The following is an 18,714-nucleotide window of genomic DNA, read 5'->3' as shown; positions in this document are numbered from 1 at the left end:
TAGGCAGAAAAACAGTTTATCAATTCACTGCAGTAGATTTAGCTACACGCTATAGTTGGAGGCAAATCTATGAGGATAAAACACCTTATAGTGCTTTATCTTTCTTAAAATATGTCTTAAAAACTTCACCTTTTAAGATACAGGCTATACAAACGGACAATGGTATAGAATATACTTATCGCTGTATTAATACTCCTAAAATAAATATTTTTGATGAATACTGCTTAAAAAATAAATTAGAGAGGAGATATATTCCTATAGCAACACCAAGATACAATGGCGTAGTAGAAAGAGTACACGGCATAGACGAAAGAGAATTTTATTCACGATTAAATAAAAATATCACAGTAGAATTATTGAGAGAAAAATTAAAAGAATATACACATTTTTATAACAATCAAAGATTGATTTCTTCGTTATTGTATATTACAATCAAAGAAAGAATCAAAAATATTATAGCAAGTAAAAGTACAATATCTATGGCTCCATGACAATTTATAAAAAATGCTTCTTCAATAGTTACATGTGATAATAATGATAGAGTTCATAATAATAGTAATATTTTAATAGAAAATGGAGTTATAACCTATATTGGCAAAGAAGAAAAAAATGCGGATAAAACAATTGACGCTTTAGGCTGTTTTGTATACCCTGGGCTTATAAATACTCATCATCATTTATTTCAAATATTCACAAGAAACCTTCCGCAAGTACAGAATATGGAATTATTTGAATGGCTTACTAATCTTTATGAAATATGGAAGAATTTAAATCATGATGTTGTTTACTATAGCTCTATTACAGCAATGGGGGAGTTGTTAAAAACAGGCTGTACTACTTGTTTTGACCATCATTATTTATTTCCGCAAAAAAACTCAGAAATGCTATTAGATTCACAGTTTAGGGCTGCTAAAGATTTAGGAATAAGAATGTATGCTTCGAGAGGAAGTATGGATTTAAGCAAAAAAGATGGCGGACTTCCTCCAGATTCTGTTGTTCAATCATTAGATGAAATTTTAAAAGATTGTGAGAGAGTAGTTAAAAAATATCATGATTCTTCAAAATATTCTATGAGTATGGTAGCATTAGCTCCTTGTGCTCCTTTTAATGTAACAGGAGAGTTAATGAAACAGTCTGCTGTTTTGGCAAGAGATTTGAAAGTGAGACTTCATACACATCTATGCGAAACTAAAGATGAAGAAGTATTTGTAAGAGAAAAGTTTAATATGCGTCCTTTGGAATATATGGAAACATTGGGCTGGGTTGGTGAAGATGTATGGTATGCACATGGAATACATTTTAATGATAAAGAGTTAAAATATTTAGCTGATACAAAAACAGGTGTTGCACATTGCCCTATATCAAATATGAAGTTAAGTTCTGGGGTGTGCAAAATACCTGAAATGCTTAAGTTAGACGTGCCTGTTGGACTTGCAGTTGATGGAAGTGCTAGTAATGATGGCTCTAGTTTACTTGAAGAGATGAGAGTATGCTATTTACTTCATAGACTTAACTCAAGTGATAAAGCTCCTAGTGCTTATGATATATTAAAAATTGCTACTAATGGAGGAGCTAAAGTTTTAGGACGTGATGATATAGGAAGTTTAGAAGTTGGAAAGGCTGCTGATTTATTTATGATAGATATGAGAAGATTAGAGATGGTTGGAGCTAACTTTGATGCTAAATCTTTATTTGGTACTATAGGGTGGAAAGGAAGTGTTGATTATACTATAGTGAATGGAAAAGTTGTTGTTGAGAAAGGAAAGTTAATTAGCATAGATGAAGAGAAAATGTACAAACTTGCAGATGAGACAGAAAATAAATATTTGTCAAAAGTATAAATTAGTTTTTGTTTAATAAAATAGATAGTATATGTAATATTATTTTTTATATTAATTTTAAAATTATTGCATATAAAAATTATTATTAAAAAAAATAAATTAAAGCTTATAAAAAATATAATTATTATCAAAAAATCTTGACAATGCTTAAAGCCTTACTATACTTGAATACATATGATAATTTTATATAAGGAGACATACAAGCTATGGAAATTTTTAATTACATGGAAAAATATAATTATGAAGAGCTAGTATTTTTCAATGATAGTAAAACAGGTCTTAAATCTATCACATGTATTCACTCTACGAAATTAGGTCCTTCTTTAGGAGGTACTAGGCTTTGGAATTATAAGTCAGAGAGTGAGGCTGTAGAAGATGTTTTAAGACTTGCAAGAGGTATGTCTTTAAAATCGGCATGTGCTGGACTTGATTTGGGAGGCGGTAAAACAGTAATAATAGCAGACCCTAAAAAAGTTAAGGGTAATGAACTTTTCTGGAGGTCATATGGAAGATTTATTGAATCTTTAAACGGAAGATATATTACTGCTGAAGATGTAAACACAAGCACGGAAGAGATGGAATTTGTAGCTAAGGAAACTAATTTTGTAGCAGGACTTAGGAGCAAATCAGGAGACCCTTCACCTATGACAGCTTATGGTGTTTATATGGCTATGAAAGCTAGTGCTTTTAAAGCATTTGGAAGCGATAATTTAGGAGGTAAAAAAATATCTGTTCAAGGGCTTGGACATGTGGGGTTGGTTTTATGCGATTATTTGTCTAAGGATAATGCTGAGCTAATAGTATCTGATATTGACAGCGATAAAGTAAGAAAAGTTGTTGAACTTTATAAGGCTAAAGAAGTTGATGTTAATGCTATATATGAACAAGATGTTGATATATTTGCTCCTTGCGGACTTGGTGCTATTATTAATGATGAAACTATACCAAAATTAAAATGTAAGGTTATAGCTGGTTCTGCTAATAATGTTCTTAAAGAATCTCATCATGGAAAGATTTTAAAAGAAAAAGGAATAGTATATGCTCCTGACTATGTAGCTAATGCAGGAGGCGTTATAAACGTAGCTATGGAAAACCCTGTTTATAATTATGAAGCTGCAAAGAGTGCTACAGAGAAAATATATAATAGAATATTAGAGATTTTTGAAATGTCTGACAGAGAAAATATTTCCACTAATGAAGCAGCAGATAAATTAGCTATGGAGAGGATAGAATCAATAGGCGAAATACATTCAAGATACATAAGAAAATAGAATATAATTAAGTGAACATATTTTGCAATATAAATTTTTTGCTTTATGCAGCTTTTCCCGAAGCAAAAAGTTTTTGCCCTTCGTGTACGCTTCGCGAAAGTGCAAATACTTTGTTTATATGCTGTTAATAATGTATTAAATAAAATGTAGCTCTTCGTGAAGCGTATCCGAAGGATATAAGATTTTTTATTGGTATAAAAGAACCAAAATGACTGCATTTTTAGATAAAATACAAGTATTGTTTTGCATCTATAGATATTCCAACATATAAAGTAAAAAATTTGCATTTTTTTTGCAACTTTTTGCGGCGGGAAAAAGTTGAATAAAATAAAAATTCATACTAGATAGTATAGTTGTTTGGATATACAAAAATAATTTATTTATAAAAAAGCGGGCTTAGGAAATAAGTCCGCTTTATTTTTATATATTGTTGTTTTTTATTTTTTTATTAATGGGTAGCCCATTTTCTCTCTTGATTCTATATAAGCTGCAGATACCTTTTTCATTAAGTCTCTTACTCTTGCAATATATCCAGCCCTCTCTGTTACACTTATAGCATTTCTCGCATCAAGCATATTAAATACATGCGAGCTTTTCATTACCATATCATAAGCAGGAAGAACACATCCATTAGCTAAACATCTATCGCATTCTTCTTCATATTCTTTGAAATGCCTAAAATACATATCAGTGTCAGCTACTTCAAAATTATATTTAGAGAATTCTCTTTCACTTTGTAAATGTACATCTCCGTATTTTATTCCATGTCCCCATTCCAAATCATACACATTATCAACATTTTGTAAGTACATACATATTCTTTCAAGTCCGTAAGTAATTTCACCTGTTATAGGCTTTAAATTTATTCCTCCAACAGCTTGGAAATATGTAAACTGAGTTATTTCCATACCGTCAAGCCAAACTTCCCAGCCAAGTCCCCAAGCTCCGAGTGTAGGTGATTCCCAGTCATCATGTACAAATCTTATGTCATGGTCTTTAAAACTTATTCCTAATGCTTCCAAACTTTGTATATATAAATCTTGAATATTTTCTGGAGATGGCTTCATTATTACTTGGTATTGATAATAATGCTGGAGTCTGTTTGGGTTTTCTCCATATCTTCCGTCTGTTGGTCTTCTTGAAGGCTCAACATATGCAACACTAAAAGGTTCAGGTCCTAATGCTCTTAATGCTGTTGCGGGGTTAAATGTTCCTGCTCCTACTTCCAAGTCATAGCCTTGCTGTATTATACATCCGTTTTCGCTCCAGAATTTATTTAAAGTCATTATTAAATCACTAAATGTCATTTTTGAGTTTTCTCCGATTGATATTATATTTTTCTTCTATTGTATAATAGATATAATTTAATTGCTATAAATTTATTAAAAAATCAATGTTTAGGAGCCATACATATTGCACGTTTTTTTAGTTTAAAAAAGTAGGTATTCCTTATAATTTAATTAACTAAAATAAAACAAAAGGAATACCTATGAAAGAATATACTTCAAATCAAAGAAAAAAGATAGTTCTAAAAATTAATAAAGTTAAGAATAAAGAAATATTAGCTTTAAAATATAAGATTAGTATTAGAACATATTATTATTGGAAAAGACAATTAGAAATTTGTTCTATTATAAACCCTAAATCTACTAAACCTAAAACTAATAAAAATAAATTGAAAGATAAAAAGATTATTAAAAGAATAATTGAGATAAGAAAATTATACGGTTATGGTAAATTAAAAATAAAAAAACAATTAGAGTTAGAAGACATTAAAGTAGGAACAACAGCAATAGAAACTGTTCTAAAAGAACATAATTTGTATAGGAGCAAAAAGAAAAAAAATTAAGAGGAAGCATAAAGGAAAACATGCAATTTATATCAAGGAAGCAGGAGAAAATGTACAAATAGATGTCAAATATGCTTTTTTTGGTGAAATACGTTATTATCAGTTTACTGCTGTAGATTTAGCAACAAGAATGAGCTTTAGATATTTATACGATGAAAAAAGTCCATACAGTACCATTGATTTTATGAAACGACTTATAGATTATTTTCCTTTTAGAGTACATTGTATTCAAACAGACAATGGTACAGAATTTACTTATCGAAAACATTCATTTAATACTGAACACCCATTAGATATATTTTGTAAGAAAAACTATATTAAAAGGGTTTATAGTCCAATTGCATCACCTTGGTATAATGGCGTAGTAGAGAGTACACATAGGCTAGACCAAAAAGAATTCTATGACTTTTGTACACAAGAATTAACCTTAAAGAAAGCAAATAAAAACATACAAAAATATAATTATTTTTTCAATTATAAACGAATACATTCTGCTTTAAATTATGATACACCTATGCTATACTTTAATAAATTAAGGAATTCCTAACTGCAATATGTTTGGCACCCGTGCAATTTGGTTTCAGATAAAATTATAGATTTTGAAAAGATAGATAATGTCAACTATATTTTGAAAATCAAAAAAGACATAATATATTTATTTGTAATAATTGCAGTTTTAATTTTTGTTATTTATTATTTGATACTATTCAATATATATCATAAAGAAAAATTTTTATATATTATAAATTATATTAATAGATACAGATTTGCCATAGCAGCTATAGTTTTTATATTATGCATAATATTTGAAATAAGCGGTTCATCTATGGGTATATATTCTAATTGGTTAAATACAGAATCTGGAGTAATTTTTGGTGAATCAAGAGGAATAAGGAGTGATGAATGGAAAGTATTAACACCTTTTATGCTTTCACAATATGAGAATCATACAGGTAAATTTCCATATTTTAGTGATACTATAAGAGGTGATAAAACGGATGTATATATGGTTTATGGACTTCCCGTTATGGCTAAGCTTGATGATATAGTAGAACAGGCATTCAATGATCAGTGTACTGGTGCTAACCCAGTGTACCCTCTTATGAAAGAATTAAAACAAATTTATTTAGATGCTTATAATGGTGTTTATTAATAAAATATTTCTTTTATAATTGTTTTGTGGGTGAGAAGCTTTATATTAGTTTCTTGCCCATTTTTGTTGTTTTATGATTGACAATAGTTGTTTTTATGGTACAATATTATAAAATGATGGGCATATATATGAAAACAAACAAACAAACAAACAAACAAACAAACAAACAAACAAACAAACAAACAAACAAACAAACAAACAAACAAACAAACAAACAAACAAACAAACAAACAAACAAACAAACAAACAAACAAACAAACAAGTATTTCTCAATAGAATTCTGTCTTTATTGCAAAAAAAAATTTAAACAATTTAAATACAATCATTGTATTTTGTGGGATACTTTATGAAAAATAATAAATTATTTTTTAAAATATATTTATCATTATTAATAATATTTATAATCACTTTAATAATTTTAAATATATTGGGAAATAAAAATAGAATAGGATATTTAACAGAATTTAAATTTGATGAATACTATATAAATAATACACTTAAACTAAATGGATTATCAAATATTAATTTTAAATTAGATGGGAAACTGAAACTGGATGAGGAATCTATAAAAGAATTTATATTTACAAATGAAGCTATCACAAATTATATTTATGGATTTAGAATAAAATACTACAGCAAAATATTTAAAAACAGTGATATTTACGGAGTTTATATAGACACTAATAAAATCCTTCAAGATAATAATTTCATTAAAGAAATAAAAATGAATGATGATAAAGGAACTCCTTTTGGAAGCTTGATTTCTGCTAAAAAAATTACTGATTCAGAAAAAATTGATAATGTAGAATATAACTTAAAAATTAAGAGTAAAATAGTAATAATAACATATTTATTATTTTTTATAGCTTTATGTATTTATTATAGAAATAGTATATTTAATTTAATTAAAAGAAGTAATATATTAAATATAAAAAATAAAATAAACATCAAAAAAATTATTCAAATATATAGTATTATACTTTTGATTATAGTTTTGCTAACAGTTATACTTGGTATTTTAGGAAAAAAGGATAGGATTGGATATTTATCAGAGTTTGTATTTGATGATTATCATATTGATAAAACTTTAGAAATAAACGGATTTGATATAGATAATACAAAAAAACTTTTCACTACAGATAGTATATTAGATAATGATGCTTTAACTCATTATATATTTACTAATGAAAATATAACAAATTATAGCTATGGTTTTAAAATTAAATGCTATTCTAAAATATTTAAAAATAGTGATATATATGGTATTTATCCATATATTCATACTTTCGGAGAATATATTAAATCTGCTGAAATGAATGATTTATATGGAACACCTTTTGGCAGTCTAATTTCTACTAAACAATTAAAATATCATGATAAAATAGAAAATATTAAATATTATCTTTTAATAAAATTTGATACATTCTATTATACAGCTATATTTTTTATAATATTATTATTAATAATATTTTTATACATTTTAAATGAATATTGGAAATATAAAAATACTTTAATATATGAAGACTATTCTTTTATTAATATAATTGAGATTGTATCTATATTTCTTTTTGTATTCCAATGTTGGTTATTTTATCCAGGATGGTATGATGATTATGATACATGGCATTCTATTATAAGATCTTTATATAATCTTTCTAATAATTGGCACCCTGTATTTATAGAATTAAGTATATATGTTATAAATAAAATAGGTCTAACAATGGGAACTTTATTCATAATAAATATTTTTTTGTGGTATAGCGGAATGTTTTTGATAGTAGTCTCCCTATATATAAAATATAAAAATAAACTTGTTATATTATTACTATTATTTATAACTTTTATCAGACTAATATATATGAATAATATAATATATGTTAAAGATTATATGGCAACTTTATATACTTGGTTATCGTGTTCAATAGTTTTTTCCATCATAATAATAAAAATTGAAGATAAATTCTTAAAAAATATATTAAAATTTCTATCTTTAGTATTTTTAATTATAGGAATGTTGCATAGACATACTATGATAGTAACTGTTTATCCTATACTAATATGGTTTACATATGATTTTATAAAAGAAAAAAATATAATTATGACAAAAAAGTATATAATTTATTTTATTTCTATAATGTTAATTAATGCTATTATATTAATGTCAATTTTTTATTTTTTCCCAAGAACTTATATAAAGTATTCTGCTACAGGGCAAATAGTACAATTACTTTCTTTACATATTGCTTGTACTTCAGTAATGGCAAATGATAGTTCTTTAATACCAGCGGATGCATACTCTGATGGTAAAAATTTTGATGATTTAGTTAAAGGGTATAAAGAAGTAGAATCTACAGGATGGTTATATAGAAATGGATGGTATTTTTCTACAGAAACTCTTGTAAAAGATAGTAAAATACTCAAAAATATCTTATTTAAAACTATATTAAAGCACCCTATATATTACATTAAATTTTTATTTTATTACTCTAAAGAGATGATTACACATGAAGATATTATCATAAATTATATAAATAAGTATAATTCTTATATAAAGCAGTTAGATGGATTTTATATGATAAAAGATAGAACTTTAATATATAATTTTGTTTATAATAATAGTGCTATACAATTTTCTAAAATTAAAAAAAATATATTTGATTTTATAGTAAAATATATTTTGATACCAATAAAACCTTTTTATTTTGTATTTTTCTCAACAATATTATTTTTTATTACAGGATTATTATGGTTATTAAGACCTAACTTTAGAAATGATGTATTATTATTTTCTTTTTCTACATCTTTTTCAGCTCTTTCTACAACTATAATAACATGCTTATTTACACCAGCTACTGTTTATAGATATATGCATCCTGTTATGGTATTGAGTATTATATCTACTATATTATTTGTTATATATATTTACGATTTTGGAATATTAACAAAAATAAAAATGTATTTTGTTAATAACTTTACTTCTATTTTAAAATTTAAAAATAATAAATAATATTTTTTAATTAGGAGATTTGTAATTGTAAAATTAAAAATGAATACATTATTTAATACACATTATTTTTTAAAAATAAATTTACGGAAGGGAATAATTTATGAAAAAAATAAAACTAGTTGCTGACACTATACTATCTAATATAGAAAAAATAAATCCTGATTTATATAGAAAAATATCTTATGACGGTTATAAGAGATATTCTGAAATAGTGAATCAATTGAAATATAAAGATAAATATTTTTTTCATGGTGTATGTGTTGAAATATCTACATATTGTAATAGAAAATGTCATTATTGTCCAAATAATGAGTATGAAACCCCAAAAGAATTTATGACTTGGGAAGTATTTAAACATGTAGTAGAAGAATTAAAAAAAATAAAATTTACAGGCTTGTTCCAATATAATTTCTTTAATGAACCTTTATTTGATGATAGATTACCAGAATTTGTAAAATATGTAAATAATAATTTACCAAAATGTGTACAAGTTTTAGTTAGTAATTGGGATATTTTGAATGTAGAAAAAGCAAAAGAATTAGTTGAGTGTGGAATGGATAAATTCATTATAACCGTACATGATAAAAATCCAAATAGAAATTTAGAAAGATTGAAACCTGTAAAAGAATATTTAAAAGGTAAAATGAAGCTTCAGACTTCAAATGAATTATATTTAAATAATAGAGGCGGGGCAGTAGATGTGAGTAATGAAGAAAGAAAAACTACATATAAGACGTGTCAAGATATAAAAAATCTAAATATAACAATAAATGGAGATATTGTATTATGCTGTCAGGATTATTTTAGAAAGTACGTTATGGGTAATATTATGAAAAAAAGCATATTAGAAATATGGGATTCTTATAAGGATTTAAGAAATAAATTATTAAAATACAATATAGCAGAATTACCTATTTGTAAAGTTTGTTTAGAGAGAGAAAGTGAGTTGCCTATTAACTATTTGGAAAAAATATATTCTCAAATTCCTATATACAGTAAAAATTTATTTTTTGAAAAGAAAAATAAATATGCATTGTTAATACCAGTTATTAATGAAGGTGAAAGATTTATTTCTCAAATGAATAAAATGAAAGAAGGAAATATATTTAGTATTTGTGATGTTTATATATGTGACGGAGGAAGTAAAGATAGTTCATCTAATCCAGACTTTATGAAAGAATATGGATGCAGAGGTCTTATAATAAATACAAGTGATAAAAGAGGTCAGGGCGTACAATTAAAGCAAGGTTTTTATGAAGCTATTAAAGATGGATATGATGGAGTAATTATGGTTGATGGTAATGATAAAGATAATGTTTATGAAAGTTTGCCATTATTTATAGAAAAATTAGAAGAGGGTTATGATGTTGTTCAAGCTACAAGATTTTCTTTAGGTGGTCAACATAAAAATACTCCTATTGGAAGATTTATAGGAATTAGATTTATAGCTTCTCCATTAATTAGTTTTACTTCTCATTTTCATTATGATGATGTTTGTAATGGTTATAAGGGGTTTTCAAGAAAATATATCTTAGATGATAGAATGGATTGGTTTAGAGAAGATTTTAATACTTATGAATATTGTTATTATCCATTAGTTCATGTTAAGAAATTAGGTTATAAAGCTTGTCAAGTACCCACTATAAGAGTTTATCCAAAAAATGAAATCCCATCTAAAATTAAAGGGTTCTCGTCTAACTTCAAACTTTTAAAAGAAATTTTTAATTTAGCTTACAGTAAGACCAGACCAGACCAGACCAGACCAGACCAGACCAAGAATAATATGTACTGATTACATATGTATTTATAATAATTCAAAATATAAAAAATTACAACCTATGCTGCAGATTGCAGCATAGGTTTTTTGTATTTAACTAATTTTTAGGAGTATTAATGATATATGACTATGTAATAATAGGTGCTGGCATTTATGGACTTTATTCAGCTGATATTTTATCTAATAAATATAAAAATACCAAAATTTTAATAATAGAAAAAGATAAAGAAGCTTTTTCAAGAGCCTCATATGTTAATCAGGCAAGACTTCATAGTGGTTATCATTATCCTAGATCATTACATACAGCTATAAAATGTTCTCATTATTTTGATAGATTTATTAAAGACTTTCCATTTTCAATAGTTTCAGATTATACCAAAATTTATGCTGTGTCATCAAAATTTGGTATGGCAACCCCTGATAATTTTGAATATTTTTGTGATAATGCTAATATACCTTATGAAAGAATAAATGAAAATATATTTTTTAATAAAAATACTGTAGATGCATGCTATAAAACTAAAGAATATACAATAGATACTCTTAAAATAAAATATTATTATTTAGAAAAATTGAAAGAAAAATCAAATATTACTATTCTTTATAATGATTATGTAAAAAATGTAATTATTGATAATAATTTATGGTTGTTAACATTAAATTCTTCTAAAATAATAAAAACTAATTTTGTTATTAATACTTCTTACGCATCTTTAAACAGTATATTAAAAATATTTAATTTAAATACATTATCTATGAAGTTTGAATTAGCAGAGATGGTTTTGTGTAGTGCCTCTGAAAGCTTAAAAGGTTTTGGTATTACATTAATGGATGGTCCGTTTTTTTCTATAATGCCTTTTGATAGTCATGGTATGTATTCATTATCAGCAGTAAGGTATACTCCGCATCAAAATTGTTTTCAAGAATTACCAACTTTTACATGTCAAAAAAAATCAGAAATTTGCAGCGGAATGTTCTTAGATAATTGTAATTACTGCAAAGCAAGACCGGAAACAGCTTGGATGCATATGTTCCAGCTTGCTAAAAAATATTTGAAATCAGAATTTTTGCCAGAATTTAGAGAAAGTATTTTTGCTATAAAAGCTTTAATGCAGTCTTCTTCAACATCTGATTCAAGACCAGTTATCATTACAGAGAATAATAAAAATCCAAAATTAGTTAGTATTCTTGGAGGAAAATTAAATACTATATATGAATTAAATGAGGTACTGCTATGAAAGATAAAAACTATGCAAGTTTTATAATAACGAAAATAGATAATAAAGAAAATTATCAAAGATTGGAAAATTATATACTAAATAAATTTGAATATAGTGAGATAATTATTTTGATAAATGATTCTAATGTAAAAGATATTAAAGAATATTTATCTCCCATTTCTAATAATGTATTATGTTTAAATTTAGGTAATAATATAGATGAAAATAATTCTATAAGAGCAGGATTAGAATTTTCAAAAGGAGATATAGTTTTTGTAATTAAAGATTTATCAATTAATAAATTAGAAGATTATTTAGATAATCTTTATGAATCAAATAAAAAAGGTATAGACTCATCTTTTTTAACTTCTAAATATTATAGATTAAAAGACAAATTAACCATTAGTTTAATATCTATATTTTTAAAGCATAAATTAAAAAATGTATATGATATAATATTTTTAGTTACTAGAAGAGTTATAAATGCAATTACAGAAGATAATAGCAAGACAACACCTATATCATATATTATTCGTGATATTGGATATAATTACAATGAATTTGAATGCAATATAAGAGATAAAAAATATTATATGTCAAAGCAAACAAGAAGCGTGTATTTATTATTATTTTCAGAAGCTTCTTCAAACTTTGCTGCATCATTATCTTTATTAAGTGCTATAATTGCTATAGTAACAGGAATATATGCTTTAATTATATATTTATCTAATAAGCCTGTTGAAGGTTGGACTACAACATTTTTGTTTTTATCATTTAGTTTTACTATGATATTTGCCATATTTAGTATTATTATAAGATATTTAAGTGTAATACAAAAAGAACTGTATAATAAACCGAATTTCAGAGTAAAATCTGTTTCAAAATTATGATATGAAAGGAGATAAAATAATATGAATTTTGAAGAAATAAAAAAAAGAATACCAGGATATACATATATATCTTTTTTTGAGAAAAGAAATAAATATGCTTCTGTAATACCGGTTTTGAATGAAGGACAAAAAATCTTAGACCAATTAGATAAAATGAAAAGTAAAAATATATTTAACATATCAGATATTTTTATATGCGATGGCGGCAGCAGTGATTATTCTTCTAATGCTGAAATAATGAAAAATTACGGATGTAAAGGTTTAATAATTAATATAAGTAATATAAAAGGACACGGTACTCAACTAAAACAAGGATATTATGAAGCATTAAAAGAAGGATATGATGGCATCATAACTTTTGATGGAAATAATAAAGATAATATAGAAGATACACTTAATGAATTTATAAAGAAATTTGATGAAGGATATGATGTAATACAAGCTACTAGATTTTCAATGGGAGGTAAAGGAATAAATACTCCATTATCAAGATATTTAGCAATTAAATTTATAGCATCACCTTTAGTAAGTTTATGTTCTGGATATCACTATACTGATCCTACAAATGGATATAAAGCATTTTCAAGAAAATATATGATGGATGATAGGATAGATTGGTTTAGAGAGGAATATTCTAAATATGAATACGGTTATTTTCCACTAGTGCATGCTAAAAAGCTTGGATATAAAATAACTCAAGTTCCAACAATTAGAAAGTACCCTATTGGGGAAGTTCCATCGAAAATAAAGGGATTTAGTTCTAATTTTAAATTATTAAAACAAATATTGAATAGTTTATTTAATAAACCGAAGTAATTTGAGGATTAAAATGAATAATATAAGAATAGGTTTTATAGGTGCTGGGCATGTATCTAATTCCATGTCTAAAGCAATTGATAATATAGAAGGTTTAGAAAAGTATGCTGTTGCTTCTAGGGATATAAATAAAGCAGAAAAGTTTGCAAAAGATCATAATTTTAAAAAGAATTATGGTTCATATAAAGAAATGTTAGAAGATGATAATGTAGAACTAGTTTATATAGCGACACCTGTATCCTATCATTATAAACATGTAAAGATGTCATTAGAATATGGTAAACATGTATTATGTGAAAAAACTTTTACTTCAAATTATCAAGAGGCGAAAGAATTAATTGATATTTCTAAAAATAAAAAACTTTTATTAGCTGATGCTATATGGACTAGATATATGCCATCAAGATATAAAATAGAAGAATTTCTAAATAGCGGCATTATTGGTGTACCTAAAATGTTAGAAGCAAATTTAGGATATATCCTTACGAATAAGGATAGATTATTCAATAAAGAATTATCTGGAGGTGCTTTATATGAAATTGGAATATATCCTATTAATTTAGCTTTATCAGTTCTAGGAAATAATTTTAAAGATGTTAATGTTGTATCTATTATAGATGATAACGGTATAGATTTGCAAAGTTCTGTAATATTAAAATATTATAATGGAACTATCGCCAATTTACTATATTCTATTAATTCAATGACAGACAGTAAAGCGGTTATAGCATGTACTAAAGGCTATATTATTATTGAAAATGTTAATAATCCTCAAAATATATATGTTTATTCACAAGAAAGGAAATTATTAGATAGTTATTCTAAAAATGATGGTATTAGAGGATATGAATATCAATTAAAATCCGTTGTAAAATCTATAAATAATGGGATGATAGAATGCAAAGATATGCCGCATAATGAAATATTAGAAGAAATGAAACTAGTTAATATTATAACAGAACAGAACAGAACAGAACAGAACAGAACAGAACAGAACAGAACAGAACAGAACAGAACAGAACAGAACAGAACAGAAATAATATTTTTTATTATATATTATTATTTAAAAAAGTCAATACATTTTTATGTATTGGCTTTTTTTATTTTAAAAAAATTCAGGAGTAAATTATGAATAATAATTGTTTAATAGGTTATACAGGTTTTGTAGGAAGCAATATATTATTGAAATCTGATTTTCATTTTAAATATAATTCAAAAAATATAAATGATATTAAAAATAATGAATTTGATTTATTAATTTGTTCGTCGATACCAGCTGATATGCAGCTTGCTAATACTAATCCTGAAAAGGATTTATCAAATATTAAAGAATTACTAAATATATTAAGTACCGTAAAAGTCAAAAAAGCTGTTTTAATATCTACTATAGCAGTATATCCGCAACCTGTTGTATATGATGAAATCAATGATAATTTTATTAGTGATTCTGATTATGGAAAAAATAGAAAAATAGCAGAAAATGAATTTGCCAATATTTTTAATAATTCTTACATAATAAGATTACCTGCTTTATTTGGTAAAAATTTAAAAAAGAATTTCATATATGATATAATCAATCCTGAACCAGCATTTTTTACAGAAAGTAAATTTGAAACAATAAAAGATAAAATTGTTTTTTCAAAAAAATATTATAAATTCGATTCAGAAAAAAATAGATATGTATTTGATAAGAATAATGCAATTGTAGACTGTGCCATAGATAAAATAAGAGAAGAATTATTTAATATTAATGAAACTTCTTTACAATTTACTAATTCTGAGAGTACTTTTCAATTTTATAATTTAGAAAATTTGTATAGTGATATATTAAAATCTATAGAATATGATATTCCTGTTCTTAATATATGTTCTGCTCCAATTTCATCAAAAGATATTATGAAAAAAATTTTTAATAGAGAATTTATTTCAAACAATGCAAAGTTATACAATTATAATATGAAAAGTGTATATGCTGATAAATGGGGAAATAATAATGAATATTTATACAGCGAAAAAAATATATATGATGATTTAATATCATTTTTTAAATTAAATGGAGTTTTATAATGAAATTGTGTATATCTTCTTTAGCATGGGATATTAAAAATAGATTAAATATTTACAAATTCTTGTCAAAAAAAGAAATAAAATTTATAGAAATCTTGCCATTTAAAATATCAAATTTGGGACTATATGATAATTATAATAATTATATAAAATTAAAAAGAGAGTGGGAGGATTTTGGATTACAAGCTGTATCTATGCAAAGTTTACATTTTGGATTAAATAATTGTTCATTATTTAATTCTGAAATGGAAAGAAAAAATTTATATGATTATACATTGAAAGCTATAGAAGTAGCATCTATATTAGGTATAAAACATATAGTATTTGGTTCTCCAAAATTAAGAATTGTACCAGAAAATATGATATATAATGAAGCTTATGATATAGCTTTTAAATTTTTTACAAAATTAAATGATGAAGCTGTTAAATACAATGTTGTAATTGGAATAGAACCTAATTCAAAAGAATATGGAACTAATTTTTTGACCAATACTAAAGATACATTCGAATTTGTAAATAAAATAAATTTAAAAAATATAAAAATAAATTTAGATTTAAGTACTATAATTTTAGAAAATGAGAATATATCACAATCTGTAAATTTATTAAATTTATTAGATTATAATTTTCATTGCCATATAAGTATACCTTATTTAAAAAATGATTATATAAATTATAAAAATAATATAATAGAATATTTATACAAATTAAAAACTTCTAAAGTTGCTCATTATTCAATAGAAACAGTAGTAAGCAATAATGATGAAATAGAAAATATTAATATTATAAATGGTATAATTGATTTTATCAAATCATTGTAAAAGGAAATATTGTAATATGTTCAGAGAAGTACCTGATTACAAAATAGAAGAATTTTTCAATAAAAGACATAAATACTGTGTAGGCATTCCTTTACTAAATGAAGGAGAAAAAATAAAAAAAGAACTAAAATCTATGTTAGATAATAACATAGCAAACATAGCTGATATTATCATTTTTGATGGCGGAAGTAATGATGATTCTACTAATATAGATTTTTTAAAAAGTGTAAATGTAAGAACTTTGCTTGTAAAAACAGGGGAAGGAAAACAAGGAGCACAATTTAGAATGGGATTTGATTATATTCTAAATCAAGGATATGAAGGTGTAATTACAATTGATGGAAATAATAAAGATGGAGTAGAATATATAAAAGATTTTATTAAAAAATTGGAAGAAGGATATGATTTTATACAAGGATCAAGATTTATAAGAGGAGGTATTCATAAGAATACTCCTCTATCAAGGTATTTTGCAGTTAAATTAATACATGCTCCTTGGATTAGTTTTATGTCAGGTTTTAAATATACTGATACTACTTCGGCATATAGAGGTATTTCAAAAAAATTATTATTGGGTGAAAATATAAATATATTTAGAAATATATTTTCTGGATATGAATTATTATTTTATATGTCTGTTATGGCACCAAAATTAAATTATAAAGTATGTGAAATACCTGTATCAAGAATATATCCTAAAAATGCGAAGGTACCAACGAAAATAACTTTTTTTGGAAATTTCAATATTATAAAGACTTTATTCAAATTAAATATTGGTTTTTATAATATTAAGAAAAAATAGATTTAATAATGAAGTTGTTATGAAAGTGATATCAAAGAATAGGAGATTTAAGTATAATTTTCTTTAATAATGATATTATAACATTCATTATTATTTTTTGTCATGGAGCCATAGATATTGTACTTTTACTTGCTATAATATTTTTGATTCTTTCTTTGATTGTAATATAACCTAACGAAGAAATCAATCTTTGATTGTTATAAAAATGTGTATATTCTTTTAATTTTTCTCTCAATAATTCTACTGTGATATTTTTATTTAATCGTGAATAAAATTCTCTTTCGTCTATGCCGTGTACTCTTTCTACTACGCCATTGTATCTTGGTGTTGCTATAGGAATATATCTCCTCTCTAATTTATTTTTTAAGCAGTATTCATCAAAAATATTTATTTTAGGAGTATTAATACAGCGATAAGTATATTCTATACCATTGTCCGTTTGTATAGCTTGTATCTTAAAAGGTGAAGTTTTTAAGACATATTTTAAGAAAGATAAAGCACTAGAAGGTGTTTTATCTTCATAGATTTCTCTCCAACTATAACGAGTAGCTAAATCTACAGCAGTGAACTGATAAACTCTTTTTCTGCCTAATTTGATATATTTAGTGTCTATTTGAACTATTTTGCCTTCTTTTTGTATTTTAGAGACAAATTTACGCTTATCATATCGCTTCTTTTTCTTTTTTGTTTTATATCTCCAAAGATTATTTCTTTTTAGTACATTCTCTATAGCTGTAACACCTATCTTAATGCCTTCACGATTTAAATATGCTTTAATATAATGCTTACCTCGATATTCTTTAGTATAGAGTTTAATAATTAAATTAATAGCTTTTTGGTTATTAAAGATATTTGGGGAAGTTTTTGGTCTAGTGCTAAAATTGGCGACAGTTCCAGTGTCTTTATATTTTTTAAGCCAAGCATAAAAAGCAGATTTGGGTATTTCTTCTATCTTTAAAAATCTTTTAATATTTTTAGTTTCTAATGCTTCATCCACTATAAATAATTTAAATTCTGTGCTATAATCTTTTTTCATAGTAGTATCCTTTATTTATTTTCTATATCAAAATATTATAACAAGGATACTGCTTTTTTTATACTAAAAAATGTCCAATATCTCATACTCCTAAACATTCATTATTATTTTTTAACTTGAAATTTATACATTATGTTATATGATATATACAATTATAATTTATA

Annotated in this window: 14 protein-coding genes and 2 pseudogenes; 14 read left to right on the top strand and 2 right to left on the bottom strand. The window is 25.0% G+C overall.

Annotation, left to right across the window (positions count from 1 at the left end; translation table 11 throughout):
- The 3 genes and pseudogenes from EPJ72_RS08410 to EPJ72_RS08400 form a co-directional block, all read left to right on the top strand.
- Positions 1-491: pseudogene (locus EPJ72_RS08410) on the top strand (integrase core domain-containing protein); the annotation flags it as partial.
- Positions 492-497: 6 nt separating this feature from the next.
- Positions 498-1,841: an 8-oxoguanine deaminase gene (locus EPJ72_RS08405; protein WP_147731727.1), complete on the top strand. Its 1,344-nt coding sequence runs from the start codon at positions 498-500 to the stop codon at positions 1,839-1,841.
- A 206-nt stretch (positions 1,842-2,047) separates the two neighbouring features.
- Positions 2,048-3,112, top strand: a complete 1,065-nt coding sequence (locus EPJ72_RS08400; RefSeq protein WP_147731726.1) for a Leu/Phe/Val dehydrogenase — start codon at positions 2,048-2,050, stop codon at positions 3,110-3,112.
- Between the two features lie 437 nt (positions 3,113-3,549).
- Here EPJ72_RS08400 and EPJ72_RS08395 read toward each other — a convergent pair whose 3' ends face one another.
- Complete coding sequence (locus EPJ72_RS08395) at positions 3,550-4,419, bottom strand: glycine--tRNA ligase subunit alpha (protein ID WP_147731725.1); 870 nt, start codon at positions 4,417-4,419, stop codon at positions 3,550-3,552.
- Positions 4,420-4,601: 182 nt separating this feature from the next.
- On the opposite strand from EPJ72_RS08395, the pseudogene EPJ72_RS13770 reads away from it, so the two are divergent.
- The 11 genes and pseudogenes from EPJ72_RS13770 to EPJ72_RS08325 all read left to right on the top strand — a co-directional run bounded on the left by EPJ72_RS13770 (position 4,602) and on the right by EPJ72_RS08325 (position 17,514).
- Positions 4,602-5,508: pseudogene (locus EPJ72_RS13770) on the top strand (integrase core domain-containing protein).
- 27 nt (positions 5,509-5,535) lie between these two features.
- Positions 5,536-6,114 carry a DUF7657 domain-containing protein gene (locus tag EPJ72_RS08385; protein WP_147731724.1) on the top strand — a complete coding sequence of 193 codons (579 nt, stop codon included), beginning with the start codon at positions 5,536-5,538 and terminating at the stop codon, positions 6,112-6,114.
- A 346-nt stretch (positions 6,115-6,460) separates the two neighbouring features.
- Positions 6,461-9,121: a hypothetical protein gene (locus tag EPJ72_RS08375; protein ID WP_147731722.1), complete on the top strand. Its 2,661-nt coding sequence runs from the start codon at positions 6,461-6,463 to the stop codon at positions 9,119-9,121.
- 100 nt (positions 9,122-9,221) lie between these two features.
- On the top strand, positions 9,222-10,913 hold the full coding sequence (locus EPJ72_RS13460; protein ID WP_242004970.1) for an SPASM domain-containing protein: 1,692 nt from the start codon (positions 9,222-9,224) through the stop codon (positions 10,911-10,913).
- A gap of 101 nt (positions 10,914-11,014) precedes the next feature.
- Complete coding sequence (locus tag EPJ72_RS08355) at positions 11,015-12,136, top strand: FAD-dependent oxidoreductase (protein WP_147731721.1); 1,122 nt, start codon at positions 11,015-11,017, stop codon at positions 12,134-12,136.
- Positions 12,133-13,008, top strand: a complete 876-nt coding sequence (locus tag EPJ72_RS08350; RefSeq protein WP_147731720.1) for a dimethyl sulfoxide reductase anchor subunit — start codon at positions 12,133-12,135, stop codon at positions 13,006-13,008. Before EPJ72_RS08355 ends, EPJ72_RS08350 begins: the two co-directional genes overlap by 4 nt.
- 21 nt (positions 13,009-13,029) lie before the next feature.
- Positions 13,030-13,824 carry a glycosyltransferase family 2 protein gene (locus tag EPJ72_RS08345; protein ID WP_147731719.1) on the top strand — a complete coding sequence of 265 codons (795 nt, stop codon included), beginning with the start codon at positions 13,030-13,032 and terminating at the stop codon, positions 13,822-13,824.
- 13 nt (positions 13,825-13,837) lie between these two features.
- Positions 13,838-14,956 carry a Gfo/Idh/MocA family protein gene (locus tag EPJ72_RS08340; RefSeq protein WP_147731718.1) on the top strand — a complete coding sequence of 373 codons (1,119 nt, stop codon included), beginning with the start codon at positions 13,838-13,840 and terminating at the stop codon, positions 14,954-14,956.
- Positions 14,953-15,891 carry a hypothetical protein gene (locus tag EPJ72_RS08335; RefSeq protein ID WP_147731717.1) on the top strand — a complete coding sequence of 313 codons (939 nt, stop codon included), beginning with the start codon at positions 14,953-14,955 and terminating at the stop codon, positions 15,889-15,891. Before EPJ72_RS08340 ends, EPJ72_RS08335 begins: the two co-directional genes overlap by 4 nt.
- Positions 15,891-16,712: a sugar phosphate isomerase/epimerase family protein gene (locus EPJ72_RS08330; protein WP_147731716.1), complete on the top strand. Its 822-nt coding sequence runs from the start codon at positions 15,891-15,893 to the stop codon at positions 16,710-16,712. Before EPJ72_RS08335 ends, EPJ72_RS08330 begins: the two co-directional genes overlap by 1 nt.
- 16 nt (positions 16,713-16,728) lie before the next feature.
- Positions 16,729-17,514: a glycosyltransferase family 2 protein gene (locus EPJ72_RS08325; protein ID WP_147731715.1), complete on the top strand. Its 786-nt coding sequence runs from the start codon at positions 16,729-16,731 to the stop codon at positions 17,512-17,514.
- A 100-nt stretch (positions 17,515-17,614) separates the two neighbouring features.
- Here EPJ72_RS08325 and EPJ72_RS08320 read toward each other — a convergent pair whose 3' ends face one another.
- The gene (locus EPJ72_RS08320; protein ID WP_147731714.1) at positions 17,615-18,550 is read right to left on the bottom strand and encodes a DDE-type integrase/transposase/recombinase; all 936 of its coding nucleotides are present in this window, start codon (positions 18,548-18,550) and stop codon (positions 17,615-17,617) included.
- Positions 18,551-18,714: the final 164 nt, after the last annotated feature.

Source organism: Brachyspira pilosicoli (assembly GCF_008016535.1).
GTDB lineage: Bacteria > Spirochaetota > Brachyspiria > Brachyspirales > Brachyspiraceae > Brachyspira > Brachyspira pilosicoli_A.
This window is presented reverse-complemented; position numbering and strand designations above follow the sequence as displayed.

Excerpts from the sequence above, each read along its gene's own strand:
- EPJ72_RS08400 (WP_147731726.1), top strand. The coding sequence starts at position 2,048 with ATGGAAATTTTTAATTACATGGAAAAATATAATTATGAAGAGCTAGTA.
- EPJ72_RS08395 (WP_147731725.1), bottom strand. The coding sequence starts at position 4,419 with ATGACATTTAGTGATTTAATAATGACTTTAAATAAATTCTGGAGCGAA.
- EPJ72_RS08375 (WP_147731722.1), top strand. The coding sequence starts at position 6,461 with ATGAAAAATAATAAATTATTTTTTAAAATATATTTATCATTATTAATA.
- EPJ72_RS13460 (WP_242004970.1), top strand. The coding sequence starts at position 9,222 with ATGAAAAAAATAAAACTAGTTGCTGACACTATACTATCTAATATAGAA.
- EPJ72_RS08355 (WP_147731721.1), top strand. The coding sequence starts at position 11,015 with ATGATATATGACTATGTAATAATAGGTGCTGGCATTTATGGACTTTAT.
- EPJ72_RS08350 (WP_147731720.1), top strand. The coding sequence starts at position 12,133 with ATGAAAGATAAAAACTATGCAAGTTTTATAATAACGAAAATAGATAAT.
- EPJ72_RS08345 (WP_147731719.1), top strand. The coding sequence starts at position 13,030 with ATGAATTTTGAAGAAATAAAAAAAAGAATACCAGGATATACATATATA.
- EPJ72_RS08340 (WP_147731718.1), top strand. The coding sequence starts at position 13,838 with ATGAATAATATAAGAATAGGTTTTATAGGTGCTGGGCATGTATCTAAT.
- EPJ72_RS08335 (WP_147731717.1), top strand. The coding sequence starts at position 14,953 with ATGAATAATAATTGTTTAATAGGTTATACAGGTTTTGTAGGAAGCAAT.
- EPJ72_RS08330 (WP_147731716.1), top strand. The coding sequence starts at position 15,891 with ATGAAATTGTGTATATCTTCTTTAGCATGGGATATTAAAAATAGATTA.
- EPJ72_RS08325 (WP_147731715.1), top strand. The coding sequence starts at position 16,729 with ATGTTCAGAGAAGTACCTGATTACAAAATAGAAGAATTTTTCAATAAA.
- EPJ72_RS08320 (WP_147731714.1), bottom strand. The coding sequence starts at position 18,550 with ATGAAAAAAGATTATAGCACAGAATTTAAATTATTTATAGTGGATGAA.